Origin of the sequence: Priestia sp. FSL H7-0729, from assembly GCF_038005685.1 — a bacterium.
Classification (GTDB): Bacteria; Bacillota; Bacilli; order Paenibacillales; family Paenibacillaceae; genus Paenibacillus.
In genome coordinates, this window is the sequence record NZ_JBBOTQ010000003.1 from 284,809 (window position 1) to 309,847 (window position 25,039).

General features: G+C 47.6%; 17 protein-coding genes. 4 read left to right on the forward strand and 13 right to left on the reverse strand.

Features of this window, described 5'->3' with window-relative positions; translation table 11 throughout:
- Positions 1-99: 99 nt before the first annotated feature.
- On the reverse strand, positions 100-1,113 hold the full coding sequence (locus tag MHH93_RS10315) for an AraC family transcriptional regulator (protein ID WP_500053969.1): 1,014 nt from the start codon (positions 1,111-1,113) through the stop codon (positions 100-102).
- A gap of 181 nt (positions 1,114-1,294) precedes the next feature.
- Here MHH93_RS10315 and MHH93_RS10320 point away from each other — a divergent pair, with 181 nt between their 5' ends.
- Positions 1,295-1,921 (forward strand): histidine phosphatase family protein, encoded by a 627-nt coding sequence (locus MHH93_RS10320; protein ID WP_500053970.1) that lies wholly within the window; start codon positions 1,295-1,297, stop codon positions 1,919-1,921.
- A gap of 221 nt (positions 1,922-2,142) precedes the next feature.
- On the opposite strand, the gene MHH93_RS10325 is transcribed toward MHH93_RS10320, so the two are convergent.
- The 8 genes from MHH93_RS10325 to MHH93_RS10360 all read right to left on the reverse strand — a co-directional run bounded on the left by MHH93_RS10325 (position 2,143) and on the right by MHH93_RS10360 (position 14,877).
- Positions 2,143-4,479 carry a rhamnogalacturonan lyase gene (locus MHH93_RS10325; protein WP_500054105.1) on the reverse strand — a complete coding sequence of 779 codons (2,337 nt, stop codon included), beginning with the start codon at positions 4,477-4,479 and terminating at the stop codon, positions 2,143-2,145.
- A 695-nt stretch (positions 4,480-5,174) separates the two neighbouring features.
- Entirely contained in the window at positions 5,175-7,616 is a 2,442-nt protein-coding gene (locus MHH93_RS10330) for a glycoside hydrolase family 6 protein (RefSeq protein ID WP_500053971.1), read from the reverse strand.
- 514 nt (positions 7,617-8,130) lie between these two features.
- Positions 8,131-9,207, reverse strand: coding sequence for an efflux RND transporter periplasmic adaptor subunit (locus MHH93_RS10335; protein WP_500053972.1), 1,077 nt, complete (start codon positions 9,205-9,207; stop codon positions 8,131-8,133).
- 28 nt (positions 9,208-9,235) lie between these two features.
- The gene (locus MHH93_RS10340) at positions 9,236-10,606 is read right to left on the reverse strand and encodes an ABC transporter permease (protein ID WP_500053973.1); all 1,371 of its coding nucleotides are present in this window, start codon (positions 10,604-10,606) and stop codon (positions 9,236-9,238) included.
- An 18-nt stretch (positions 10,607-10,624) separates the two neighbouring features.
- A complete protein-coding gene (locus MHH93_RS10345) occupies positions 10,625-11,311 on the reverse strand; it encodes an ABC transporter ATP-binding protein (protein WP_500053974.1) in 687 nt (228 codons plus the stop codon).
- Between the two features lie 229 nt (positions 11,312-11,540).
- The gene (locus MHH93_RS10350; protein WP_500053975.1) at positions 11,541-12,704 is read right to left on the reverse strand and encodes a hypothetical protein; all 1,164 of its coding nucleotides are present in this window, start codon (positions 12,702-12,704) and stop codon (positions 11,541-11,543) included.
- Entirely contained in the window at positions 12,701-14,167 is a 1,467-nt protein-coding gene (locus tag MHH93_RS10355) for a sensor histidine kinase (protein WP_500053976.1), read from the reverse strand. Before MHH93_RS10355 ends, MHH93_RS10350 begins: the two co-directional genes overlap by 4 nt.
- Positions 14,164-14,877, reverse strand: a complete 714-nt coding sequence (locus MHH93_RS10360) for a response regulator transcription factor (RefSeq protein WP_500053977.1) — start codon at positions 14,875-14,877, stop codon at positions 14,164-14,166. Before MHH93_RS10360 ends, MHH93_RS10355 begins: the two co-directional genes overlap by 4 nt.
- Positions 14,878-15,088: 211 nt before the next feature.
- Between MHH93_RS10360 and MHH93_RS10365 the strand changes: the two genes are divergently transcribed.
- Both MHH93_RS10365 and MHH93_RS10370 read left to right on the forward strand, forming a co-directional pair.
- On the forward strand, positions 15,089-15,565 hold the full coding sequence (locus MHH93_RS10365; RefSeq protein WP_500053978.1) for an RNA polymerase sigma factor: 477 nt from the start codon (positions 15,089-15,091) through the stop codon (positions 15,563-15,565).
- Positions 15,566-15,784: 219 nt separating this feature from the next.
- Positions 15,785-18,571, forward strand: coding sequence for a DUF5689 domain-containing protein (locus tag MHH93_RS10370; RefSeq protein ID WP_500054106.1), 2,787 nt, complete (start codon positions 15,785-15,787; stop codon positions 18,569-18,571).
- A 920-nt stretch (positions 18,572-19,491) separates the two neighbouring features.
- On the opposite strand, the gene phnE (MHH93_RS10375) is transcribed toward MHH93_RS10370, so the two are convergent.
- The 4 genes from phnE (MHH93_RS10375) to MHH93_RS10390 form a co-directional block, all read right to left on the reverse strand.
- Positions 19,492-20,298 carry a phosphonate ABC transporter, permease protein PhnE gene (gene phnE / locus MHH93_RS10375; RefSeq protein WP_500053979.1) on the reverse strand — a complete coding sequence of 269 codons (807 nt, stop codon included), beginning with the start codon at positions 20,296-20,298 and terminating at the stop codon, positions 19,492-19,494.
- Positions 20,295-21,146 (reverse strand): phosphonate ABC transporter, permease protein PhnE, encoded by an 852-nt coding sequence (phnE, locus tag MHH93_RS10380; protein WP_419891247.1) that lies wholly within the window; start codon positions 21,144-21,146, stop codon positions 20,295-20,297. Before phnE (MHH93_RS10380) ends, phnE (MHH93_RS10375) begins: the two co-directional genes overlap by 4 nt.
- Positions 21,143-21,940, reverse strand: a complete 798-nt coding sequence (phnC, locus tag MHH93_RS10385; protein ID WP_062837418.1) for a phosphonate ABC transporter ATP-binding protein — start codon at positions 21,938-21,940, stop codon at positions 21,143-21,145. Before phnC ends, phnE (MHH93_RS10380) begins: the two co-directional genes overlap by 4 nt.
- Positions 21,941-22,118: 178 nt before the next feature.
- Positions 22,119-23,117, reverse strand: a complete 999-nt coding sequence (locus MHH93_RS10390) for a phosphate/phosphite/phosphonate ABC transporter substrate-binding protein (protein WP_500053980.1) — start codon at positions 23,115-23,117, stop codon at positions 22,119-22,121.
- Positions 23,118-23,375: 258 nt separating this feature from the next.
- Here MHH93_RS10390 and MHH93_RS10395 point away from each other — a divergent pair, with 258 nt between their 5' ends.
- On the forward strand, positions 23,376-25,028 hold the full coding sequence (locus MHH93_RS10395; RefSeq protein WP_500053981.1) for a bifunctional metallophosphatase/5'-nucleotidase: 1,653 nt from the start codon (positions 23,376-23,378) through the stop codon (positions 25,026-25,028).
- Positions 25,029-25,039: the final 11 nt, after the last annotated feature.

Here is a 25,039-nt window from a genome sequence, read left to right on the forward strand (position 1 = left end):
ATCAAAATCATGACCTGTTCAAGTTCTTATTGTCAAAAATCCTAACTTTTACGCGCCAGATCCACTAACCCGTTGTATTCGAAAATTACTGTAAACGACTCATTCATCCATCGGATATTGACTCACATGCCGTTCCATCGAGGAGCGAAATTCAACCGGCGTACGGCCTGTATATTTTTTGAATAACATATGAAAATACTGACGACTGCCTACTCCAACATAGTCGGAGATCTCCGATATTGGAATATTCGTCTGCTGAAGCAGCATCTTGGCCTTCTCCATGCGAAGCATCGTCAGGTAGTCAGTCGGTGTCCGCTGCGTGTGCTGGCGAAAAATGCGATGCAAATAGCCCGGATGCAGATTGACGGCTTCCGCGATATCCTTCATCTGAATGTTACGATCCATATTGTGATGCATGAATTCAATCGTTCGTTTGACATACATTTCCGCCTGATCTGGCGCACTTCGGTTCATTTCCCCACGCAGACGTGCCACACGGACCAGCAACTGGATGAACAGCGTACGCACCAGCATGCCCTGTTCCGGGGACGAGAGATTCCGGGCTTCGCGATGATGCGACCGTTCCTCTGGTGGAATAATCCTCATCGGCGCAGTCGTTCTTTCTTGCTCCAACAGACCGCGCTGATCGAGTTCCAGCACCAGACTCTTCATAATGTGATACACCTCTTCCGGATCAGGCAGTACAAGATATGGCGAAGCATTAGTGAGTAGCGTATGAACTTCCTCTTCTTCCAGCGCGAGCTGACGGATGGATAGTTGTCCGGGAGGTGAACCGGAGAATGCAAACTCCACATTAAGCATCCGGCAAGGGACCCCATCTTCCACGAGCAAACGATGTGGGACACCAGCGTCGAGCATAATAAACTGTCCTTTCTTCAAAACGGTCTGCTCCGATCTCCCATCTGGCATCTGCACATCCACCCGGCATATTCCCGAGATAATATACATGATTTCCGTCGAATCATGATGGTGATAGGACATACGGTAGTTGTCCCACTGCTTGTAATAATACGCGTAGAAACGCGGCCCGCAGTCCTCTGTTCGCAATGCCTCCTGGTACAGACTTCCTGTCCAGCGTTTCGCGATGCTCATATTCATGCCTCCGTTCCTGCGACGATCGATCCTCACTTTTCTCCATTGTAGCAATTCTCTAGGTCGAATATAAACTATCTTGCTTAAAAGCTTCATTGCATTATTAAATTAGACGAATATATAATTAGTATAATATCTAATCAATTATGTAAACAGTCTGAAACTAAGGAGGTTTCCAACCATGAGTACCACTTTTCATCTGGTAAGACATGGACTCAAAGAACGACGCATTGGGGATGTCCCCCTCACGTCCGAAGGGGTTTTACAAGCCGAAGCCACTGCACTTCATTTTGCCAGAGCAGCCTTTACTGTTACTAAAATCCTGACCAGTCCACTTCGACGTGCCCAAGAAACCGCCGGATCAATTGCCCGCCTTACCCATGCCCCTATAACCGAAGAGCCTCGCCTGCGTGAACGTGCCAATTGGGGAGATTGCCCAGATCAGTCATTCGAAGAATTCATTGCGATGTGGGATCGATGCACATTTGATCCCGATTACATTCCACCGGTCGGTGACTCGGCCAAACAGGCCGGTGAACGCCTGGCCTCCCTCTTAACCGAATTGGCTAATGAAGAGCCGGAGAACCATAACATCATTGTGGTCGCACATGGTGGACTCATTACGGATTTTCTCGTACAGACTTTTACCGAGCGCGAGCTTAACGTCTGGCATTCCGACTTTATAGCTATGCAGAATCAGCTTATTCCCGAGTGCTCCATCACCACCTTGATCCATGATCAAGGTAAATACACCATACAAGCGTTCGCTTCAACCGAACATCTAGAATTAACGGATGCACAAGAATGACGTAACATGATTGCCGGGAACATATCAGGCTCTATCCCCAACTCCTCAGATCCTCATGTAAAAAGCTCTGAAGCCTCCATGTGCCAAGACACATGGGAGACTCCAGAGCTATAGAGTACTTCAAAATGCTTCAGTGCCTAATCGTAAGCATTGACGTCGCTTCTTTACGTTACAAATCTGATCGAGTTTTACGCTATCTTACTATTGCTCATCCGGTCTGTTTATTTTCCGCCCTTACCTGGCGTGTAAAACTTAGGCAGCGTTACTTTTGACCAGTCGATATCCGATGCCATATAGAAGGACGGATAGGAAGGCTGATTGTATCCACTATTCTGACCGGCAATGCCCACGCGATACATCGCATCATGCATCAACGTGTACAGCTTGCGGTCTGTCTTCTCGGTACTCAGATAGATGCGGATTGCTGAGCTGTCGGTGGTTCTCACCAACATCTCTTCTCGCCAATCCCCGAAGATATCAGCTACAAGAGAAGGTGTACCTTTGGTATGATTGTTGGTCAATGTGCCTGTTGCCGTCAGCAACGTGCCACGATTCCAATCCTTGATGGTTGGAGTAACATCAATGGCACCATCTACGATCTGTGTTGTCATATCACCAGACCAACGGATATTCATATTCGTACCAGGTGCTTGATCACTGATTTTCTGACCCTGTGCCGTCCACAAGCCTACAGCCCATGTCTCCAGTCCACGACGTGTTGGATCAATATCTCCCACCATGCCGCGTCCCGTATCTTTTCCTGTATACCCGCCATAGATTACTTCACCGGTCTTGGCATCACGTAGGGAATAGCCATATGGCGCCCAAGGACCACCTTCATGAACCATGAAGATCTCCAGTCCCGGACGATCCGGATCAATATCTGCTACATGAAGAGCATCCCCATGACCCAGACGGGCAATCGTTCCCGGAGCAGCACTCTCCGCAGGCATTAGGTCTGTTGAGCTGTACAACACGCTGCCGTCATGATCAATCGTGGCTGAGCCATAGATGATCTCTTGTTTACCGTCTCCATCCACATCCGCCACACTGAAATAGTGCGCACCTTGAGTAGTGATAGAGCCATACTCCGAATCTGTGCCATCCACGCCATGCGGCCCGTCATTGAACGGGTTCTTCATCGGTGTCCAGCCGCTGTCCACTTTCCATTCCTTTTTCAGCTTCTTGCCATCCCAATTGTAGGCAACCATCGTTGAACGTGTATAATATCCGCGTGCAAAGATTGCAGACGGTTTCTTGCCGTCCAGATACGCCACGCCTGCCAGGAAACGGTCCACCCGATTGCCCGGTTCAATCCGTGCCATGGCATAATCGCCCCACATCAGGCCATCATCATGACGCTCGGGTTCATATGGAATGGTCTCCAGCTCTTTGCCTGATTTGCCTTCAAATACGGTGACATACTCCGGTCCATCCACGATGAAACCTTCGAACTTGCGCAGCTCATTTCGATTACTGCGTTCTACCGCATATACATCAATGAAGTAGTCGGCCAAGCTCTCGGCATCCTGCTGAGATAATGGGTAATTATATTTTTTCTCGATTCCAAAAGCCTCTTCCAACGTTGCAGGCCAGTTCCCCTTCACAACCTCTTCGTGTTTATGCCAGTTTTTGAACATATTCACCACGTGATCGTAATACCCATCAGCACTTAAACGATAATCATCCTCGTTCTTCACACCTGCCTTGCGATCTTCCTTCGGTAACGTAATGTACTTCTCGGATGTCACTTTTCCTTTTTTGTTATATTGGATAATCTTCGTTCCCGGAGCGGTCTTGAACATCATCTCAGCCTTGCCATCCCCGTCAAAATCATAAACGAGCATCTGTGTATAGTGAGCACCTGCACGAATGTTAACCCCAAGATCGATTCGGTACAACAACTGTCCGTCCAGGGTGTACGCATCAATGTAGGTTTTACCGGTGTATCCTTTTTGCGATACGTCCTTGGCGTTGGAAGGGTCCCATTTGACGAAAAACTCATATTGCCCATCCCCGTCCACATCCCCAACACTCATGTCATTGGCCGAATACGTATAAGCTTCTCCCGCAGGTGTCACACCATCGGCCGGTTTTTGTAATGGAATATCCACGTAACCGTTCGCCCAAGGTTTGACGGAGGCACTGCGTTTGCTTTCCTTGCCCTTCTTGTTCACCGCTGCTACTTCATAACGGGAAGACGATTTGCCTGCGGTATCAACATAGTTGGTGCTGTCGGTGACCGTAGCGATCTTTTTGCCATCACGGTAGACGTTAAAGTCCGTCCCTGTCAGCCCTTTGTCGCTATATCCTGTGGCCTCGTCACCAAGCAATCTCCAACTGAGAAACACTCCTTCAGATGTCGAAGCAGCTACAAGACCACGATCCAGATATTCCAGTTGAATCTCTTTCACGTGACCGCCTCCCTTATGTGATTGCAGGCCTGCCTCCGTCGTACTATTTCCATTTGCAGCTTCTGCTCCAGTGATTCCTGCTGTTCCCCCAACAAGCAAAGCTACGCTGAGTGCCGAAGAGAGCACCTTGGCTGCAAGTGGCATACGTGCCTTCCTACGGCCGGATTGCTGACCTGAAGCCGATCCTTTATGTACCGGCGCTGTTGTTTCTGAGTTCATCCACCTTCACGCTCCTTGAGACAGAATAGGTGATGCTTATACACTTCGATGTTGTTTGAACATTCATTCACCCGTGCATACTTTTTTCGACGGATGTTCCTTCACAATATTGATTGCGCTTACAATTTTAAAAAAGAGAAATCAGCTTGCCCGACTACCAGAGTACGGTCCCCCTTCCATTCTCTTTCCAATCCGAGCGAGGCCATCTCGCCCATCGGGTTCTATTATAGACATCCTGCCTGCCAGACCCTAGGCAAATATCCGTCCAAAACGATCAATAATCAGTGTTTATTAGGAGTTATTTTGGAAAAAAGTACTTGCAGATGTGAGGGATAGCCGCTCCGGTTACGAATCGTTCTTATGATCGCTGTTATCCCCAGATTTTCTTCTATCCCTTTTCCAAGGGAAAAATCCGAGGATAAAGGCGAGATGATGCTTACGAAGTAGCTTTCTTGCAGAAAGCTTTCAGCTTCGCTTCTCCAGAATCGATTTCGTCCCCTCCACTACACCTCTCAGTTGGTCAAGAACTTCATTTCAAGAATGCCTCATGTAATGCATAGCAAAAAACCGCAATCCTCTAACACACGGAGGATTGCGGTTATGACAATTACCAATAAATTTTAAGGCTCAATGCCCCATACCAGGTTTCCGCCTTGGTAGAGCGTTACCTTATTCCAATCCTGATAGGATGTTTTCGTTGGATCGAAAGAATAGTCATTCGTCTCATCAAAGTTGGACCAGTCTGTTTTGTACATGCGGAGCTGGATGTCTCCAGTCTGTCCACCAGCCTGAATGCTGCCAGCGCCAGTTGTGAAGCTCAGCTCTACATACGAGTCTGTGAAGGTACGCTGGATATTGGCTCCGCCAACTTGAGCGTAATCGATGGCAGAATCCATCGCAGCGGATCCTTCTTTGGAGAAGTAATAACGAATCTTCAGGTCACTCAGATTAACAGCAGTAGTGCCCAGGTTCTTGATGTTAAAATACGGTTTGATCTGGCTATCCAGCGCATTGGTATCTCCAGCGCGATATTGCAGAACAAGATCACTGGTCGGTACAACGACACTTTGAGGTGTCGCGGAAGCAACAGCGGAATTAGCACTTTGCCCTGCTGTGTTCACTGCACTTACCACATAATGATACGTTGTGCCGTTCGTCAGGGAAGTGTTCGTGTAGGATGTCCCACTCACATTCGCCGCGATGGTTGTAAATGGACCCGATGCACTCAGCGCCCGTTTCACATTGTAGCTTGTCGCACCTGTAGAAGCGGTCCACGTCAAGCTCACCTGAGCATTGCCCGGGGTTGCTGTTAAAGCAGTCGGTGCTGCTGGCGCCGTTGCCCCTGCAACTGGTGTAGCTGTTGCTGTTGCAGAGTTAACACTCTCACCTACCACATTGGTAGCCGTAACCACATAATAATAAGTTGTGCCATTGATCAGGCCAGTGTTGCTATAAGATGTTCCACTCACATTGGCTGCGATCGTTGTGAATGGACCTGATGCACTCAGCGCCCGCTTCACGCTATAACTCGTTGCACCTGCAGAAGCAGTCCACGTCAAGGAGACCTGAGCGTTACCGGCAGTAGCCGTCAATGCTGCTGGTGCTGCCGGAGCGGTATTACCGCCCGGAGGATTGCCACCGTTACTTGCAGACAGCACAGGGAATGAATTCTTCACCAATGCAACGAATTGATCGTGGAACCAGTGACCGGATACCGGAGCATTAGGCAATGCACCTGTTAATACGCCATCCCGAGTAGTGAAGGTCGGATCACACATCCGGTCGAAACCTTTACCTTCATTATTCGGAATTTCAGAACTGGAGCCATCGGATTCACCCGGAGGTTTCACCCATACATAAGCATCCAGATGTGCGGGTCCCGGTGCAGCCTTAGGGACTTCCCCTATACCCGCTCCACTGGCATTACACCAGTTACCCCGATGCTCCCGGCGGTCTACACGTCCGGAATTCACATAATCGTTGATGTTGCTGCCTGTAGCCGATGCCGGACGGTTTACCCCGCCCCAGCCATTCCGGCTAGTATCAATCAGGAAACCTGTGCTGCTTGGCCAGCCGGCTTGTACGAAATCGGTATACAGCGCAGCGGTGAAATCGGTTTCGTCAAAATACGGATTCCACTCATAAAACTTGGCAGATTTAATGGGTTGTCCACCGATATTGAGGTCGGGGTTGGACAGGTTCGGCTCTCCCAGCGGTGTGGTATTCGCTGTATTAGTAATGAAGCCATCTGCACTCTGCAGACCTGCCGCTGTATCACTTACTACGTCCGTATACAGCGCAACTGCTGCGGAACGGTTGTTATCCCATCCAAGCCAGCCGGAGTGACCGATATCCAGATAGTTGTACACATTCGGAATGGCATGCAGCTTGTCCAGTGCATACTTCACACCCGCCTCATAGATACCTGTGGAACTGGCTTGACCACAAGCTGGTGTACTCAGGTTGGTCACAAGGTTAGGCAGACTGTCGGGTTCAATGACAGCAATAATGCGAATATCCTGATATTTCGGATCTGCGAAGATATCTGCAATCACATCAATATAATCCGTTTTATACGTCTGCAATGCAGCCTGTGTTAGTGGAAGTTCACCATTCGAAGCAAGGGCATGACAATCCCGACCTGGCAAGTTATAGATAACAAATGAAGCGGTTATTGGTGTCCCAGGTTTCTTTTGGGCGAGAACAGCATCGAGATGTTCCTCTACACTTTTGCGACCAGCATTGTCCGTACCGCCATAGATCGCAGCAATCCGGTCAATCCACACTGCGGTTGGATATGATTTGACCGTCTCCATCTGGGCCTTCAGCGATGTGTCATTGGTCAGCGCAATGGACGTATCCACAAGAGCCGAATAGTCCTGGTTCAGATATGACGTGGCTCCCACAAATGGATTATCCACATGTGCTTCAGCCGCCTGAGTCAGGCCTGGAGACATCCCCGGAAAAATCCCCGCCGCGAGTAGTGTTGCTGCCAGCATTTGCTTTACACCTTTGCGCAGGATCTTCTTACCTCTCGATTTAGTTTTCAATTTAGTCTTCATAGTTCCACCTTTCCTTTAGTTAGATTGGGTTGTACTCATGTCTGATCCTCTGTGTCATTAAGATGCTTAGCACGAAGAGAACGTATGGATGAGTTGGTTGTATCACCTCCGTTGTAGAACTGGAATCTTGAGCAAAAAAAATAGTGTGTGAGGGTGAATCATATGAATGAGTATAATGTGGTGGGTGTGGTTGAACGTGTGTTAGACATGAAGAAGTGTGAAGAAGGATTACGCGATATCTGGCTTCTGATCATGGTAAGCGCTTCCCATAATGGGATTTAAAAAAGGCCTTCGCCTACCATCTACAATCATGACGTTCGGTGTCACCTCCTTATGTTCTGATTATACGACATGTAAATATTACTGTAAATTGAATTATATAAATTTAATTATATTTTTTTCCATTATTCAGGCAGGAATCTAAACTTCCCTTGCCCCAACGACATAAAAGGCTCATTGTGGCGGTAGGCCACAATAAACCTCCTATTGATCAAGGTTGAATCAACCGCTCTCCCTAAGGCAGAACGACGACATCTCCCGGTTTTAAGCCGCTAACCACTTCTGTCTTGTCGCCCGATTCCATTCCAGCCTGGATGGTCAGTGGTTCTGTCTGGCCGTTCCCTTTGTCTAACAATACATAAGGTTCTGTCTGATTCCGCATGATTGCAAGGCTGGACACTACCGTCACTTTATCCTTACGCATCGTCTCGATATCCCCTTCCAGACTCACGCCCCCGTACATTCTGGCATCCGGTTTCAGATCGATTACAACATCAAACTGCGAAGCCTGCTTAAGGTCCGTATCCGTACTCTTGCGGGCGAATTTGGATACCTTGCTCACCTTCCCGGTGAATTGCAGGTCTTTCTGTGCTGTCATTCGCACCTTAACCGGCATGCCCACCTTGAGCCTGAACATTTCTTCTTCACCAACAATCGTCATGAATTTCAGTTTGCTGATATTGGTAATGGACCCGATTAGCTGCCCTTCCGTCACTGCACGTGTCTTGCTGTCCTCTTCATTCATCTGAAATATGCCGGAGGCGGAAGCATACACAATAGACTTGCTCATCACAGCCTGCTTTTTCTGTATCTCCTTCTCCTTGAGGACCAGCGCTTTTTGATTCAATTCATTCGTCAGGCGCTTGCCTTCCCGGTCCGCAAATGCCTTCTTGCGTTCCTCTTCCGTCACGCCAAGCGACTCACTCATATTCGCCTGATCCAGGCTAACCTGATTCATCTTATTTTCCAGCTGGGCTTTTTCCAGATCGCTCTGCAGCTGCTCTACTTCCGTTTGTAACGTGGAAGTGTCGAGCGTAAACAGGATATCTCCCTTGCTCACCTGCTCACCACTTTTCACGTGCCACTGCTTGATGTTGGAAGCATATGGGGCGAAGATATCGGTCTGATCGGTGTATACAGATTTCCCCTTCACTTGTATCGTTTGCGTCATCGTTTCCTGTGTGACGTCAAAGGTAATCGGGGGCGGAATCTCTATAGGTGCCTCCGGTTGTGGCTTATACTTTTCATACAGCCAATACCCTACACCTGCCAAAAGTACAACGGTGATGATGATTTTAATCCATTTCTTCATGTGCCCATTTTCCCTTTCGCTGATAAAGTTACATCGATTTGATCACAGTTAATGCATTGGTTCGGGATGCGCTGATTGCCGGGTATATTCCCGATACAATGCCAACCAGAACAGCAAACACGATGCCCAGCGGCAGAGCGGACTGTTGAATAACCACGGTCATCGGGCCATTGACCTGATCTGCCATCTGACTCGCCAGCAGACTGTTCACCCCGCCGAGGGCAGTAAAGGCAATCCCGACACCAACCACGCCACCCATCAATCCAAGCATCGCTGCTTCTGTAATAAACATCTGACGGATCTGCCACAGATTCGCACCCAGCACCTTCATGACACCAATCTGTTTACGCCGCTGATGCGTAGACATGATCATTGCCACAATAATGGACAGTGAGGCCAGCAGCATGATAAAACCACCGATTCCCAATGCTGCTTTTTGGTACATCGCCAATTGGCCTGTCATCGCTTCCTCCTGGAACAGATTACTCTGTGTGTTTAACGTCAGCTTTTGGATCTGTTCTTCCACTTGGGATACATAGCGTTTATCTTCAACCTTGACCAAAGCCGAGTTCAGATGCTTGGCTGCACTGCTGTCGACCTGTTGTAGTCCAAGCTCATCCTGCAATGCACGAGCTGCATCAAGCGGCAGATATACCTTTTTATCGTTTTGAGCACTCATTTCATCCATGTTGGAAGGCTTCGTCAGTTCTCCAGACACACGGATAGAGCCACTCATTTTGGTTTTGTTCGCATTCGCATAATCTTCATATCGAAACTGAATACTCTGCTGAACCAGTTGATCCTGCTTCGCTGACATTTCCGTAAACTGCTGCAAAAGCTCATTGTTATATGGATCAGCATTCAACTGCTCAAATAACTTCTGCGTGACTTTGGGATCTATGAGTCCGAATGCAGCTCCATAACTGGTCACCGCCATACGGCCATCCTCTGCGCCACGCCCCTCAGCGTATCTGTATCCAAACCCGCCTAGTGTCTCCAGCTCAGTACCAATCACTTCAACGTAAGTACTGCGGCCATCCGGAAGCACCATTTCCAGTGAATCCAGCTTTAACATGGGGGCCACGGCAACGACATGAGGAAGTCTTTGGATAATCTGAATTTTCTCCAAGGTTAGTGCACCTCGTTCAAACTTCGATGTCTGGCCATTCCCCTTGCCGTTACCGGTACGGATGCCTTCATTGGGTGTAATCGTAATCTCATCCATCTTGTAATTGTCGTTCAATGTTTTCTCGCTATAGGTCTGTACGGACTGCCCCACACTAAGTGCAATAATCATGGCGGCAGAACCGATGGACAGCCCCATCATGCACAGCAGTGTGACCATTTTTCTGCGAATGATCTGTCCCCAGGCCATACGTGCTACATCCCGTATTCTCACATGCCCTCTCCTTTTGCCTCAAACTTCCCTTACAACAGCCTCTTCGACGAGTATTCCATGTTGCAGGGTAAGCACGACCTGCATCTGCTCGGCGACCTCTGCTTCATGTGTCACAATGACAAAGGTCGTATTCAATTCCCGGTTCAGCTGCTGCAAAATCGCAATAATCTCTTCTTCCGTCTCGGTATCCAAATTTCCCGTTGGCTCATCCGCAAAGATCACCGAGGGTTCGGTAATGAGCGAGCGTGCAATACTGACCCGTTGTTGTTGACCGCCCGACAATTGGGACGGGAACAAGTTTGCTTTTTCACCCAGTCCAACCTGTTCCAGCAGCTTCAATGCTTTTGCTTTGCGTTTCGAAGGGCTTATGCCCATAAACACCAAGGGTAACTCTACATTTTCCCGGATCGTAAGGTTAGACAGCAGCTCATACGACTGGAAAATAAACCCGATGTGACTGCGTCTGAACTCAGCCAAGCGATTTTCGCTGAAACGTACAATATCTTGTCCCGCAATGAGAATCTTGCCCTGATCGGGTTTCATTAGCCCCGCCATCAGATTCAGCAACGTAGACTTGCCTGAACCTGAACTGCCCAGCAGAGCCACCATCTGGCCTTCTGGAATCGTCAGATTGATATCTTGAAGCACCGGCACGGTTCCCTGGCTATTACGGAACGAGTGGGATAATTGTTCAACTTGAAGCATGACTCCATGTCTTCCTTTCTACTTGCTGCATATGTACAGGTCTTTTTGAACTTGCATGTATAGATTCGCTTAGCACATTCCCTTTAATTATAGGGTGGAGATGTATCCGAGCTGACCGGAGTTGTATCCAACTTGTAAAATGTGAGAACAAAAAGACCTTGTCCGCAGAGCAACTTTCACCAGCTCCATCCAGACCAAGGTCTTTTATTCTTATGCGATGCCACTCAGCTTACCAGGCTCTGAAGCTAAAGCGGTACATCTCACTTTTATCCATCGTGCTGCCCACTGCAAATAGCTCATCGTCGTTCCATTTCAGATTAATGAAGCTGTCAATATTACGGTAGATGACCGTATCTGACGAAAGTTTGTTTTCATTCAGGTAAGCGATGTGCAGCTCATTCTTCAGATTCTGGTTATCCATGGGATAAAAGTAAGCGATTCGAGATTCATCTGAATCCAGTTCGAAGTTCCAGATGGAACCTTCTAATATTAGATCATACTGCTCCTGCGCAGCACGATATCGGTATAACCCCTGTACCTTATTCATCGTGCCCTGGATGAGCATGTCCCCATTTTTCAGCAACTTGAATTGTTGAATGTCTTCCATTGCCGCATATGCCTTCACTTCATGCGCCCCCTCAAGCGATGCACGATAGATGGCATAATTGTCTTTCAGCATCACCAGCATATAGAACTGCTTCAGATCTTCACTGACCTGCAACACATCCGTAAAGATAAACGTATCTTTCGAATCTTTCCCTTGGGTTGATCCTGTGAATATGCCCATCAGCTCTTCATGCGTGTAGATGACATGACTCGTATCCTGGCTCAGATCAACGTGTTTGAATAAAAGATCATCCTGACCGATGTAGGACTGGTTGCCTGTAAACACTCTATAATACGAGTTATCGTTTGGAAGCTTGCGACGTTCCCCGCTCTCAATCACATACTCATATGTCGTCTTCTGCACTTGCCCCGGTCGGTACTGAGAGTAGATGATTTTCTTGTGATCCGGGCTGATCGCAACTCCGTAATCCGTATTACTCGCAATGCTCTTTACTGCGTTATCATCCAGATGCAGAAGAGATAGCTGAAGTCGTGAATAGGAGGGTTCCAAATGATTGATGATGATCGTGTTTCGATCAACCACTTCAAAATCAAAGATCGCAAAATCATTCGGAATCTTGGTAGCCGACTCAATCTGAATTGTACTGCTCGGCGGGGGTGCCAAACGGTTATTGAATTGCTGACTTGGCAAAATCACCGTTCTAGGCTTGAGATTTGCAATACTGAACAGACTTCCAATCCCGAAAATTCCGCCGACAAATGCGATTAATAGCCCAGACAGCATCAATCTGTCACGGTTTTTACGCCAAAATCCGGGATGTCTCATGCGTTCATTTCCCCCGGAAGACTGATATTCACTTGTGTACCTTTCCCCATGATGCTCTTCATCTCCACTGTTCCTCCATGACGCTCAACGATGTTCTTCACAATAGACAAGCCCAGACCGGCGCTGCCTTTCTCGGCCCTCTTGATTTCTTTATCCTGGTAAAAGGGTTCAAATACATACTGTAGCGCTTCAGCACCGATCCCCTCCCCCTGATCACGAATCACAATAGCGATGGAATCACCTAATCGGAAGGATTGTACTTCGATAATGGAGTTCACATCACTGTACTTGACCGAATTATCCAGAACGTTGAGGAAGACCTCCTTCAGCTTGTCACGATCTCCTTGCAGATACTGGTGTTCCTCCAGCTCGTAGTGGATGCCTATATTGTATTTGCTTGCTTTAATCGACATGTCCTCACAAGCTTCCCGAATAATATCGGATACATCGACACGTTCGAATCGGTACGCCTGAATAACCGCAGACGAGACAGAGACTTTCAGAATATCAGCAACCATTGTGTTAAGACGCTGGCTTTCCTTAATAATATAATTCATGCCTTTGTCAAAAAAGTCCTGATCGGTAAATCCGTTATCCCGCAAAATCTGAGCGTACCCCAGGATCGTCGTTAAGGGTGTCTTCAATTCATGTGTCACATTGTCAAAAAAGATTTTGCTTCGCGCCTGCACTTGTTTCACTTCATCCCGCTCCCGCTCAATCACATCAATCTGCTCCCGAACCCGATTAATCATGACGGTGAAGCTTGAAGCCAATTCACCAATCTCATCCTTGGTGGTAATCTGAATGTCTGCATTCAGACTTCCCTGGGCTACTTCCGCAGAACGTTTCGTAAGTACACGGATGGGTTGTGTAATTTTCCGGGAAATAAAGATCGATGCGATAAATACAAATACAAAAATAACCGCTGCAAACAGCTTGATCGTATTCTGGAAGCGGAGATTGCGTTTGTACAAATCGGTGTAATCCTTCTCCAACTGTACAATTCCAATCAATTGTTGATCCATCTGAACGGGGAAAGATAGACTGGAGGTGACCTGACCTTTATCGACAACTGTGGTGTAAGCGATCCGGGATTGTATGGCTTCCTCTACATCAGGATCATCGGAACGCTTAGCAACGTTAACCTCGCTGCCAGCAGATCCGTAAGGCGAAGCATCGGGACGATATACGGTAATCTCCCCGCCAACGGCTGAGCCAATCTGTTCCGCAAGCTCGCGACTTCCTGCTTCGAGAGAGTCTCTGCTCATGCGTTTGTTATGAATCAGGAAGTACTGATTCAGCGCGATGTCCAGATTTCTTTTCGATTGCACCATATCCTCATGCACTTCACGGTACATATTCTCCTGTGCCACCTTATTGGATAGAATTAGCAGAGCGGAGAATCCGATGAAGACGATGACCGAAAAAAGCACTACCATTTTGAACTGGATCGTCCACTTCATGTCTGCACCTGAATATTCAGCTTATACCCTACACCGAATACCGTTTCAATCATCGAAATGCCCTGCACACCACTATCCAACTTCTTGCGAATCCGTTGTACATGAATATCCACGGTTCGGGTATCCCCTGCAAAATCAAATCCCCATACCTTGTCCAGCAGTTCAGAACGTGTATGTACCTTCCGATGATGGGTCACGAGAAATAACAACAGATCATATTCCTTATTCGTGAGTCCTGCGCGTTCCCCATCCTTCCACACTTCCCGTTCATCCTTGCGAATCTCAATATGCTTGCCCAGCCTGACCACCTCATAGGAGTGATTCTCCAGTGTCTCGCTGATCAGATCAATCCGGCGAAAGATCGCCCGAATGCGTGCAACCACCTCGCGGATATCAAAAGGCTTCGTGATATAATCATCCGCCCCCAGCTCCATGCCAAGCACCTTGTCCAGCATGTCCGACTTGGCGGTAATCATGATGACGGGTATCTTGGAATTCACGGATAGTTGCCTGCACACATCAAAACCACTCATGTCTGGAAGCATTAGATCCAGCAGGATCAGATCCGGCTTCGAATCCCGAAGCAGATTCAGCCCCTCTCTCCCCGTAGCTGCTTGCATGATCTCGAAGCCTTCCTTACGTAACGAATAGGATAAAATATCGCGAATGGACTCCTCGTCCTCAATAATTAAAATCTCTTTAGGTCTCATGATACCCTCGTAATCTCCCTGCTCTATGAATTTCATCTGCCTATATTTTGTATCCCAAGCCGTCTGCTTGAATAGAGGGAAGTACGAAATGTTACAACTTCGATACAACTCTGAACCTTTTGGAAACAACCTCTCGATATACTTAGATCAGAAGAGACTCATACCAGACCGGACCCAAGCCTGATCTGTATCCAAGGGGGATTCACATCATATGAACAAGACACAAATTAACGATGCTTATATCAACTATAAATCAGATATCACAAGGTATCTATCCCATATTGTCAAACAACCGCAAGACGCAGAAGATCTGGCTCAGGAATGTTTCATTCGATTGATGAACGTGACCGTGGAAATTCCTGAAGATCGGCTTCTCTATTATCTCAAACGCATTGCCCGAAACTTGGCCATGGACAGCTTCCGCAGGCGGACCCGCACACTCCGACGCGATAGTCGTCTGGATGTACCCACCCATCATCTCGATACACCACAGCTTGAAATTAATGAAGGCGTTCATGATCTTGTCTGCCATATCAACAACACGGAACACCGTAAAATATTAGAGCTTCGCCTCATCCACGGATACTCCATTAAGGAAACGGCAGAGCTGGTGAATCGCAGTGAAGGCATGATTAAATCCTCTGTCTTCCATGCCGTCAATCGAATTCGGGCCAAAGTCATCTCATAAGAGATGGCTTTTTTTATGCAAAATCAACAGTGACGCCGAATGGGAGTGTTAAGACAGGATCGAAATACCTATGGATATGTCAAAAGACCCAATTTTACAAATATCGAGTTAATTTTTACAAATTGTTATGACTATGTGAGATTTTCATGTGGTAGAATATGGACGAACTCATGAATCAACTAATATTTGGGAGGGATTTGGTTGGGTAAATTAACAGGTATGCGAGGAGTGTTTCTAAAATCACTCTTGGCATTGTCCATGGCTTTGCCGCTTCAGATCGGATTATGGAACGGAGATGCATCGGTTCATGCGGAAGGACCGACAGACCCGGCACCGTTCATCCAGGCGAAGATTGTGAACCAAAATGCAGGTAAGAAAGTATTGTTCGACAATTCCCATGGCCAGACGGCTGGAGCGGCAGACTGGGTCATTGATGGAGGTTTCTCCGACTTCGGAAATGCACTCGCGAATGATGGTTACTATGTCAAAGAACTTCGCAAAACGACTCCATTTACCTATGATGATCTGAAAGAGTACAACGTATTCGTTATTGCAGAGCCTCAAATTCCTTTCAAAACATCCGAACAAGCAGCACTGAAACAATATGTTGAAACAGGCGGCAGCATCTTCTTCGTTGGAGATCACTATAATGCCGACCGTAATAAAAACCGCTGGGATGGCTCAGAAGTCATCAACGGTTATCGTCGGGGAGCATTTGAAGATCCGGCGAAAGGTATGAGCACAGATGAGCGCAACTCGGAAGCCATGCAAAATATCAACAGCTCGGACTGGTTGTCCGATAACTTCGGCGTACGATTCCGCTATAACGCACTTGGCGATATCAATGCCAATATCGTTGTACCGGCAGATCAAGCCTTCGGCATCACAGAAGGCGTGTCGGCGGTAGCCATGCATGCCGGCTCAACCCTCGCAATCACTGATCCGGAAAAAGCAAAAGGCATCGTATACCTGCCAAAAACCAACGCCAAATGGAACAACGCGGTGGACCAAGGCGTATACAACGGCGGGGGGATCGAAGAAGGTCCTTACGTAGCCGTATCCAAGCTGGGCGCAGGTAAGGCTGCCTTCATCGGTGACTCCTCTCCAGTGGAAGATGCATCGCCTAAATACTTGCGTGAAGAGACTGGAACACGCAAAACAACTTATGACGGTTTTAAAGAAGCCGATGATGCCGTGTTGCTCGTGAACACCGTGAACTGGCTTGCTACACAAGAGAACTACACGGACTTCACTCAAGTAAACGGACTTGATCTGGATACAGCTACAGCGCTGTTGCCATTCGAAGAGCCGGCTGCTTCCACAGAACCACAGGCTGAACCTTGGGCTGCACCTGCTGCCGGATACAAGTGGTATGATCGTTCCACGTTCAAGGCTGGTTCTTATGGTGGCCCTGCATCCAGTGCGAATGCTGCTTACAGCTTCGTGAAACAGGATACGCTTCCGAATGCAGAAGACTTCCAGATTCGTGTCGTTGTGGAGAACATGGCTCCAAACACAACCGTATCCGGTTATAGCGCGGGTATCTATCTGACTGGTGGAACACAGGTCGCCATGATTCAGAATGAAAGTGGTACTTGGCCGACTTCGTACGGATATAGCTCCACCTTCAGTGTAACCTCGGACAGCCAAGGTCGCGGGATCAAAGATCTGAATGTACGTATCAAACCGGGTACAACTGGCGCTGCGAGCTTGCGTCTGCGTCTGAACGGCAGTAACCTGATCACCAATGCAGTAACCGTTGGTAATGTGCCGGCTGAACAGCTTCCGGAAGAAGAAGGACCGATTCCAGCAGCAATTACCGTTGCCGAAGCACGTACCAAAGCTGTTGGTACGACCGTAACCATCGAAGGTGTCGTAACGACAGAGCCAGGTGCGTTCGGTGGACAAGCCTTCTATCTTCAGGATGAAACTGCCGGAATCTACGTGTTCCAGCACACTAGCGGCTTCCATGCTGGTGACAAGGTTAAGGTAACGGCAGCAACAACCATCTATAACAGCGAGTTCGAGCTTACCGACATTGTTGCGATTGAGAAAACAGGTACGGCTTCCGTACCTGCTCCAATCGAAGTTACAGCCATTACAGATGCGAACCAAGGACAACTGGTTCAACTGAAAGATGTAACGATCGAGAATATCATCAGTGCTACACCGGTTGGATCATTTGAGTTCGACGCGGTAGCAGCAGATGGAACGAGTACACATATTCGTGTCGATACACGTACAGGTGTGACAGATACTTCCTTCCCTTATGCTGCTGGTGACAAAATTGATATTACAGGCGTTTCTGCTATTTTCAAAGATGTATATCAATTGAAACCAAGAAACTTGAATGATTTTGCACCTGCTGAAGAGCAAGGTGGAGGCGAACAACCTTCCACTCCAGCTGCAGGAGCACCGGGTAAACCGGTGCTTTCTTCTGATAATGGATATACGACTGGCCTGTTCGGAGGTTCGTATAACGTAAGCATGAACCTCTGGTGGGGCGAAAATGGTTCCGAGTACAAACTGTACGAGAACGGTGTTCTGATCGATACACAAAAGTTGACTGCGACAACACCTTCTTCACAGTTTGCTAAAACGGCCATTACAGGCAAAACGAATGGCACGTATACTTACGTTGCCGAGCTAACCAATGACAAAGGAACCACACGCAGTGACGAGCTGACGGTACAAGTAACGAACGCCTCCCCTGGCAAAGCTACATTGTCCCAAAATAACTGGGATGGTGACGGCAACTACAACGTATCCATGAACCTCTGGTGGGGTACGAACGCAACGGAGTACCGTCTCTATGAGAATGATGTATTGATTGATACACAAGCATTGAATGCCGCAACACCAGCTTCTCAAAGTGCGGTTACGGAATTGTCCGGTCGTGCCAACGGAACGTATACGTACCGTGCTGAGCTGATCAACGCCGCAGGCGTAACCAGCACAGAGACGATTACGGTTCAAGTGACCAAAGCATTACCTTTGGCTAGCTAAGAAGATTGTAAAAAAGCCTAACGTTTAACCAAACAACCAAAAAACCGAAACCAATATTGCCTGATTCACAGGGCAACATGGTTTCGGTTTTTTTATATGAGCAGAGAAACATCGGAATACTTTGACTCTTACGGTACCAATCCACTTATGATGCTTAAGGAACTTGTTTACTTATGAATCTCAGGGGCTGACGGCTCTTGGGATCGCGAGCTTCTTGGCTCATTGGTTCGTGCGCTCATGTACTGCGAATTTCACGTGATATCCTTCTCCCTTAACGCCGCTAACGAACCTGACAGGCCTTATTCGGCCATTTTGACCAAATTTTAAGGTTCATTTCAAACGTTCTGGCTCATTCCATTTCTTCCAACCTATAATACTGTTCCATACAGCAGCATAAACAGCCACGGCGATAACACTGATGACAAAAATTCAGTTTATGTGGGGATACGGATAACTTCTTCCCGTGAAAACGATCAGGATTGCACTGAGTCCAATATTCTCTATGTTATGCTTTTTAAACTTCTGAAAGAACATTCTGTAGAGTAACAGGAGCACGATAAATACAATCCATATAAAATAAAATATTTCCATAGGTCACCTTCCTTTTGAAAACTGTTTACTTGTATTGGTATCTATGAGGAATATTAATTAATATCCTTAATTTCCTTTATATAGGAACCCGTTAATATTACATGTAATTGGAAAATAATTCAATCATCATTATACATATCCTTGGACTCCCTTCCTTCCTCGACGGTTAGCTGACCAACATGAACGCACCGTTGTTTATTTGCAGATACAAAAAAAAGACTATCCCTGGCCATATTTCTGGCAGCGAATAGCCCTCTCTTCTTACTTTCTTCTTACTCTATGATCCAATCTTAATCTATCATCTAATATCCTCACAGCTCCACATTAACTTACACCAGCTTCTTACGAATATACCCTGAGATCAAGTCGATGATCGTGATCATCACAATAATACCCAACAGGATTATACCTACTCGCGGCCAGTTCCGAGTGCTCAACGCGAAGATCAGCGGTGTACCAATGCCTCCTGCTCCAATTACGCCCAGTATGGTCGCGGAACGTACATTAATCTCAAAACGATACAACGTGTAGTTTAGGAATCCAGGCATAACTTGCGGCAGAATCGCGAACCACAACTGCTGCATGCGATTGGCTCCGGAAGCAAGCAGCGCCTCGGATGGGCCATAGTCGATATTCTCGACTTCATCCGCGTACAATTTGCCCAACATGCCGATGGAGTGTAATCCCAGGGCGAGTACCCCTGCAAACGATCCGGGACCCACTGCCTTGATGAACAACAAGGCCATGATAATCTCAGGGAACGTGCGGATAAAGCTGAGTACCATTTTACCTGCACCCGAGATGGAACGATGCCCACTCATATTGCGGGCAGACCAGAAAGCAAATGGGATACAGAGTACGGCCGAGATTACGGTACCCAACACAGAGATCGCCAGTGTATCCAACAGTCCGCGCAGCAGATCTTCTCCCTCAGGCAGATATACAAAATCCCAATCCGGTGAGAGAATGCCGGCTACAATAGCCTTCATAATCTGAGCGGCAGTTTCCTTGAAACCAGTAAACGGTACACCGGCAAGCGCCCAAACATACACAAGGATCAGCAGTAACACAATGACCCAGCGTAGCGGGTTCTTCCCTGGTTTAGGCCGGATGCGGCTTGTTTCATTTTTCATCATAGCAATTTCTCCCGCAGCTTAGTACTTACATAATCAATGACCAGAACAATGACAAGGGTAAACAGAATGATTACGCTGGTCTTGTCATACTCCAGGAATCCAAGTGTAGCCTCATAGTAGAGTCCAATTCCTCCGGCTCCCACCAGTCCGAGAATGGCAGCGGCACGTATATTAATTTCAAAGGCATACAGTACATAAGATGTGAACTGGGCAGCCAGTTGCGGCACCACGCCATATACAATGAGCTGAATCCGGTTCATACCCACAGCCGTCATCGCTTCCAACGGTCCCTGATCAATCGTTTCCAGCGTCTCATACGTCAGCTTCGCGATCAGACCTACCGAGAACACAGCCAGCGCCAAGATTCCGGGGATTGGACCCAGACCAAATACGGCTACAAATAGAGCAGCAAGCAGCAGATCCGGAACTGTCCGAATCAGGTTCAGCAGAAAGCGCGCCGGATAATAGATCCAGCGGCTTGGCATCAGGTTACCGGCGCAGATGATTGAGATCGGGATCGCAATAATCGCACCTATGGTAGTTCCAATCAGGGCCATTCGGATCGTTTCCAGCATGCCTTGCACGATATTATCAAAGTAACTCCACCGGGGTGGGAACATCTCCTTCAGCAGATCCAGCATGTTGGGAAAACCTTCAAACAACTCTGTGAAGCTGGCATCCGTCTGCTTGGCACTGGCCCACAGAAGGAGCAGAATGATCACTAAGGTGAGCAAATGTTTCGTACGCCCAGGCGGTTTCGGGCGATTTACAACCTGAGCCGGGCTGGAACCAGGTTCCTTCCCCACTCCGCCTGAATTCTGAAGTGGAACGTTGGACTGCCCCTTCATACCACAACTTCTCCCTGCTCATGCACAGCCTGCTTGTCCAGCAATTCGTCAGCAAGAATCGGTCTGCCGTATATTTCTGCAAAGCGCTCATCTGTTGCCTCTTCCACCGGACCGTCAAATACCACCTCACCTGCTCGCAATCCGACAATACGGGTCGCATACTCTCTGGCAAGATCAATAAAGTGAAGGTTGACGATGGTGGTAATCCCTAGGTCTTGATTGATGCGTTTCAGGTCATCCATGACCTGCTTCGTTGTAAGCGGGTCGAGTGAAGCAACCGGTTCGTCGGCCAGAATAATTTTTGCTTCCTGTGCCAGTACACGGGCAATAGCCACACGCTGTTGTTGTCCACCCGATAGCTGATCTGCACGGGAATAGGCTTTCTCCGAGATATTTACACGATCCAGCGCCGTAAATGCAAGTTCAATATCCTCTTTGGGAAAACGACCCAGAATGGTACGCATGGTGGAATGATATCCAACCCGTCCAGCGAGTACGTTACGCAGTACACTGGACCGTTTCACCAGATTGAAACTCTGGAAGATCATGCCGATGTCACGTCTGATCATACGTAGCCGTTTGCCTTGTGCCTTCGTGATGGAACTTCCGTTAATCAGAATCTCTCCCTCACTAATGTCGTGCAGTCGGTTAATGGAGCGTAAAAGCGTTGATTTACCCGCACCGGACAGACCCACTACAGCAATGAATTCACCCTGCTCAAATTTCAGATTAATATTATCCAGGCCTTTGGTGCCGTTAGCGTAAGTTTTGGTAACGTTATGAAGCTCAATCATGGCAATAATCCTTCTTTCATTCTTAATGATCAACCATATCTAGTTCCTTGCTATAATGGCACAAGCCAGCGCAGCGTAGATCACGCTGAACTGGCCTGTCCATTGCTACAATTAAGCTGTTCTCATCCAAGAGAGCGACTACAGAGTGAACAGATCCTGAACTACTTTTGGATCCACATTATTCACCTTTCACTTTTTCGCCATACTGACGAACGATCTCAAACTTGCTATCATCGGACTCTACATAACCTTCATGCGTATAGATTTCTTTGATGATCTGGTGGCCTTCTGTATCTTTACCAATATCGATGAAGGCTTGTTTGATCTTCGCAGTCCAATCAGCATTCATGTCTGTACGAACGGCAATGGTATCGTTAGGAATAGGCTCAGTGAACGCCAGTACACGTGTATCTTCAAATACAGTCGGATAGTCTTTGGCTACCGTGTTGCGGGCATCTTGGAAAATAGCTGCTGCATCAACATCGCCGTTCAATACAGCGATAACACCTTGGTCATGACCTTTCAACGTTACAGGTGTTACATCTTTCAATGGATCAATGCCTCTGTCGAGCAACAGACCTGCTGGCCATACATAACCTGCGGAAGACGTTACGTTTTGGTAAGCAACTTTTTTACCTTTAAGGTCTTCGATGGATTGAATCGGTGAGTCTTTTTTCACGATAAACATGGATTTATAGGAATCCGCCAACTCTTCGGTTGGAGCACCTGTCTCATCATTTACACCAAAACGTTGTGCTTGCAAAATGACTTGTGCAGCGCCTTTTTCTTTTGCCAGTACATAAGCTGTCGGAGGCAAGAAACCTACGTCTACTTTGTTGGAAGCCATTGCTTCAATAATCGTGTTGTAGTCCGTGGATACGCTGACTTTTACCGGAATGCCCAGTTTGTCACCCAGCAACTTTTCGAGCGGTTTTGCTTTGGCTTCAAGCGTGTCTGCATTCTGGGAAGGAACGAATTGAACCGTCAGTTCCGTTGGCACATAACCTTCGACAGGCTTCTCTGTCTCTGCCGTCGCCGTACCGGATGCATTGGAACTCGCATTATCCCCGTTAGCCGAACCTGTTGTACTACTACTAGACCCACAAGCACTCAGAAACAGAACCAAAATCAACAATGGTAAAAATAAAGCAGACTTCTTCAAACGAACACCCTCCAAAGAGTTTCTATTTTTCAGTACTTGTCTACTATAATTGCCAAATATTTGCGTGATGTGAAACGAAATTTGGAGTTTTGTAAAGTTTCTTGTCAGGCTGTCAGCGCGTCTTGTATCTGTTAGAATAGGCTCATTATGGTTGAAGATATAGGAAGAACATCGGAGATAACGGCATAACCTTCGGTTCTTCAGGCTAATCGGTCTTCTCCGTATTATAGTAATTCCATATATCTGAACTTATATATTAGAGGAGATTGTAAAATGACATCCACAACCACCCATACGGCAAGCTTCGATATCCTGTTCACCAGTGATCTGCACGGGGCCATCCGTCCCATTCATTACAATACCAATGCATACCGCCCGGCAGGACTTGCCCTGCTCGCTTCCCTGATTCGTCAGAAACGCGAACGTTCACCTGAACTGATGCTGGTGGATAACGGAGATTTACTGCAAGGATCACCTTTGGCCTCATACGCCGCTTCACAGATTTCCACAAACGAAGTGCATCCATTCATTACAGTATTGAATGAACTCGGTTATGATGCTGCGGTGATGGGTAACCACGAGTTCAACTATGGTCAGAATCTGTTGCGCCGAGCAGTCGAAGCTTCCAACTTCCCTTGGCTGTCAGCCAACATTGTGCATGGTGAGCATGCAAGAGCCAATGGAACAGAATCTTCGATAGATCTTCCAACAGGTGCAGTTCTGCCAGCTTTCGGTCCTCCCTATCTAATCAAGACACTCTCCTCCGGTGTCCGAATTGCACTACTTGGTGCAACCACGCACTACATACCGCACTGGGAGCATCCAAAACATATCGAGGGTTTACAGTTCCTTGATGCTTTGGAGACCATTCGTACATGGGTTAACTATATACGCGAGCATGAACAACCTGATGTTATGGTTGTGAGCTATCACGGCGGATTTGAGAGTGATCTGGAGACAGGCGAGCCAACTGAACGGTTAACTGGAGAAAATCAAGGCTATGCCATCTGCCGGGACATTGAAGGCATCGATGTGTTGCTTACCGGACATCAGCATCGTCAGCTTACCGCTACTATTCATGGCGTAACCGTCATTCAACCGGGATTCAGTGGAAATGGTGCGGGGCATGTATCCGTTCAGTTGGAACAATCATCGGGCGGGAAGTGGCAGATTACAGACAAGAAGGCTGGGTTGTTACTTCTGGATGAACAGCATGAAGTTAAACCTGATACAACCGTCATGAAACTGACGGATGAGCTGGAAACTCAGGCACAAGCCTGGCTTGATCAACCCATTGGCGAGGTGGCTGGGGATTTATCCATTACAAACGCTACGGCTCTGCGCCTCAAGGCACACCCCTTCATTGCTTTTGTACATCAAGTGCAGATGGAAGCGACTGGAGCGCAGCTCTCCAATACCGCCATGCTGAGTGAAGAAGCTCGCGGGTTCGGGAGTCACATCACCGTTCGGGACGTATTATCCAACTTCATCTACCCTAACACACTGACCGTATTGGAACTGAGTGGTCAGGATATCCGGGAAGCATTGGAACAAACGGCACGTTACTTTGAAGTGAATGATTCCGGCGAGGTGGCAGTCAATCCGGCTTATATGGAACCCAAACCTCAGCATTATAATTACGATATGTGGGCTGGCATTGAATACGAGCTGGATATCTCCCAGCCTGTGGGTAGTCGAGTTGTGAAATTGGAACGTGAGGGCAAACCAGTAGACCTGAATGGCATGTACTCTGTAGTGATGAACAGCTACCGCGCTGCTGGCGGTGGGGATTATGCGATGTATCCAGGTAAAAAAGTGCTGCACGAAGGAGCCACGGATATGGCCGCACTGGTAGAGGATTACATCCGCAGACATCAGCCACTTACAGTGGAGCAGGCGAACAACTGGAAAGTTATTGGAAGTTAATTGCGAAAGAG

Excerpts from the sequence above, each read along its gene's own strand:
- MHH93_RS10315 (WP_500053969.1), bottom strand. The coding sequence starts at position 1,113 with ATGAGCATCGCGAAACGCTGGACAGGAAGTCTGTACCAGGAGGCATTG.
- MHH93_RS10320 (WP_500053970.1), top strand. The coding sequence starts at position 1,295 with ATGAGTACCACTTTTCATCTGGTAAGACATGGACTCAAAGAACGACGC.
- MHH93_RS10325 (WP_500054105.1), bottom strand. The coding sequence starts at position 4,479 with ATGCCACTTGCAGCCAAGGTGCTCTCTTCGGCACTCAGCGTAGCTTTG.
- MHH93_RS10330 (WP_500053971.1), bottom strand. The coding sequence starts at position 7,616 with ATGAAGACTAAATTGAAAACTAAATCGAGAGGTAAGAAGATCCTGCGC.
- MHH93_RS10335 (WP_500053972.1), bottom strand. The coding sequence starts at position 9,207 with ATGAAGAAATGGATTAAAATCATCATCACCGTTGTACTTTTGGCAGGT.
- MHH93_RS10345 (WP_500053974.1), bottom strand. The coding sequence starts at position 11,311 with ATGCTTCAAGTTGAACAATTATCCCACTCGTTCCGTAATAGCCAGGGA.
- MHH93_RS10350 (WP_500053975.1), bottom strand. The coding sequence starts at position 12,704 with ATGAGACATCCCGGATTTTGGCGTAAAAACCGTGACAGATTGATGCTG.
- MHH93_RS10355 (WP_500053976.1), bottom strand. The coding sequence starts at position 14,167 with ATGAAGTGGACGATCCAGTTCAAAATGGTAGTGCTTTTTTCGGTCATC.
- MHH93_RS10360 (WP_500053977.1), bottom strand. The coding sequence starts at position 14,877 with ATGAGACCTAAAGAGATTTTAATTATTGAGGACGAGGAGTCCATTCGC.
- MHH93_RS10365 (WP_500053978.1), top strand. The coding sequence starts at position 15,089 with ATGAACAAGACACAAATTAACGATGCTTATATCAACTATAAATCAGAT.
- MHH93_RS10370 (WP_500054106.1), top strand. The coding sequence starts at position 15,785 with ATGCGAGGAGTGTTTCTAAAATCACTCTTGGCATTGTCCATGGCTTTG.
- phnE (WP_500053979.1), bottom strand. The coding sequence starts at position 20,298 with ATGATGAAAAATGAAACAAGCCGCATCCGGCCTAAACCAGGGAAGAAC.
- phnE (WP_419891247.1), bottom strand. The coding sequence starts at position 21,146 with ATGAAGGGGCAGTCCAACGTTCCACTTCAGAATTCAGGCGGAGTGGGG.
- phnC (WP_062837418.1), bottom strand. The coding sequence starts at position 21,940 with ATGATTGAGCTTCATAACGTTACCAAAACTTACGCTAACGGCACCAAA.
- MHH93_RS10395 (WP_500053981.1), top strand. The coding sequence starts at position 23,376 with ATGACATCCACAACCACCCATACGGCAAGCTTCGATATCCTGTTCACC.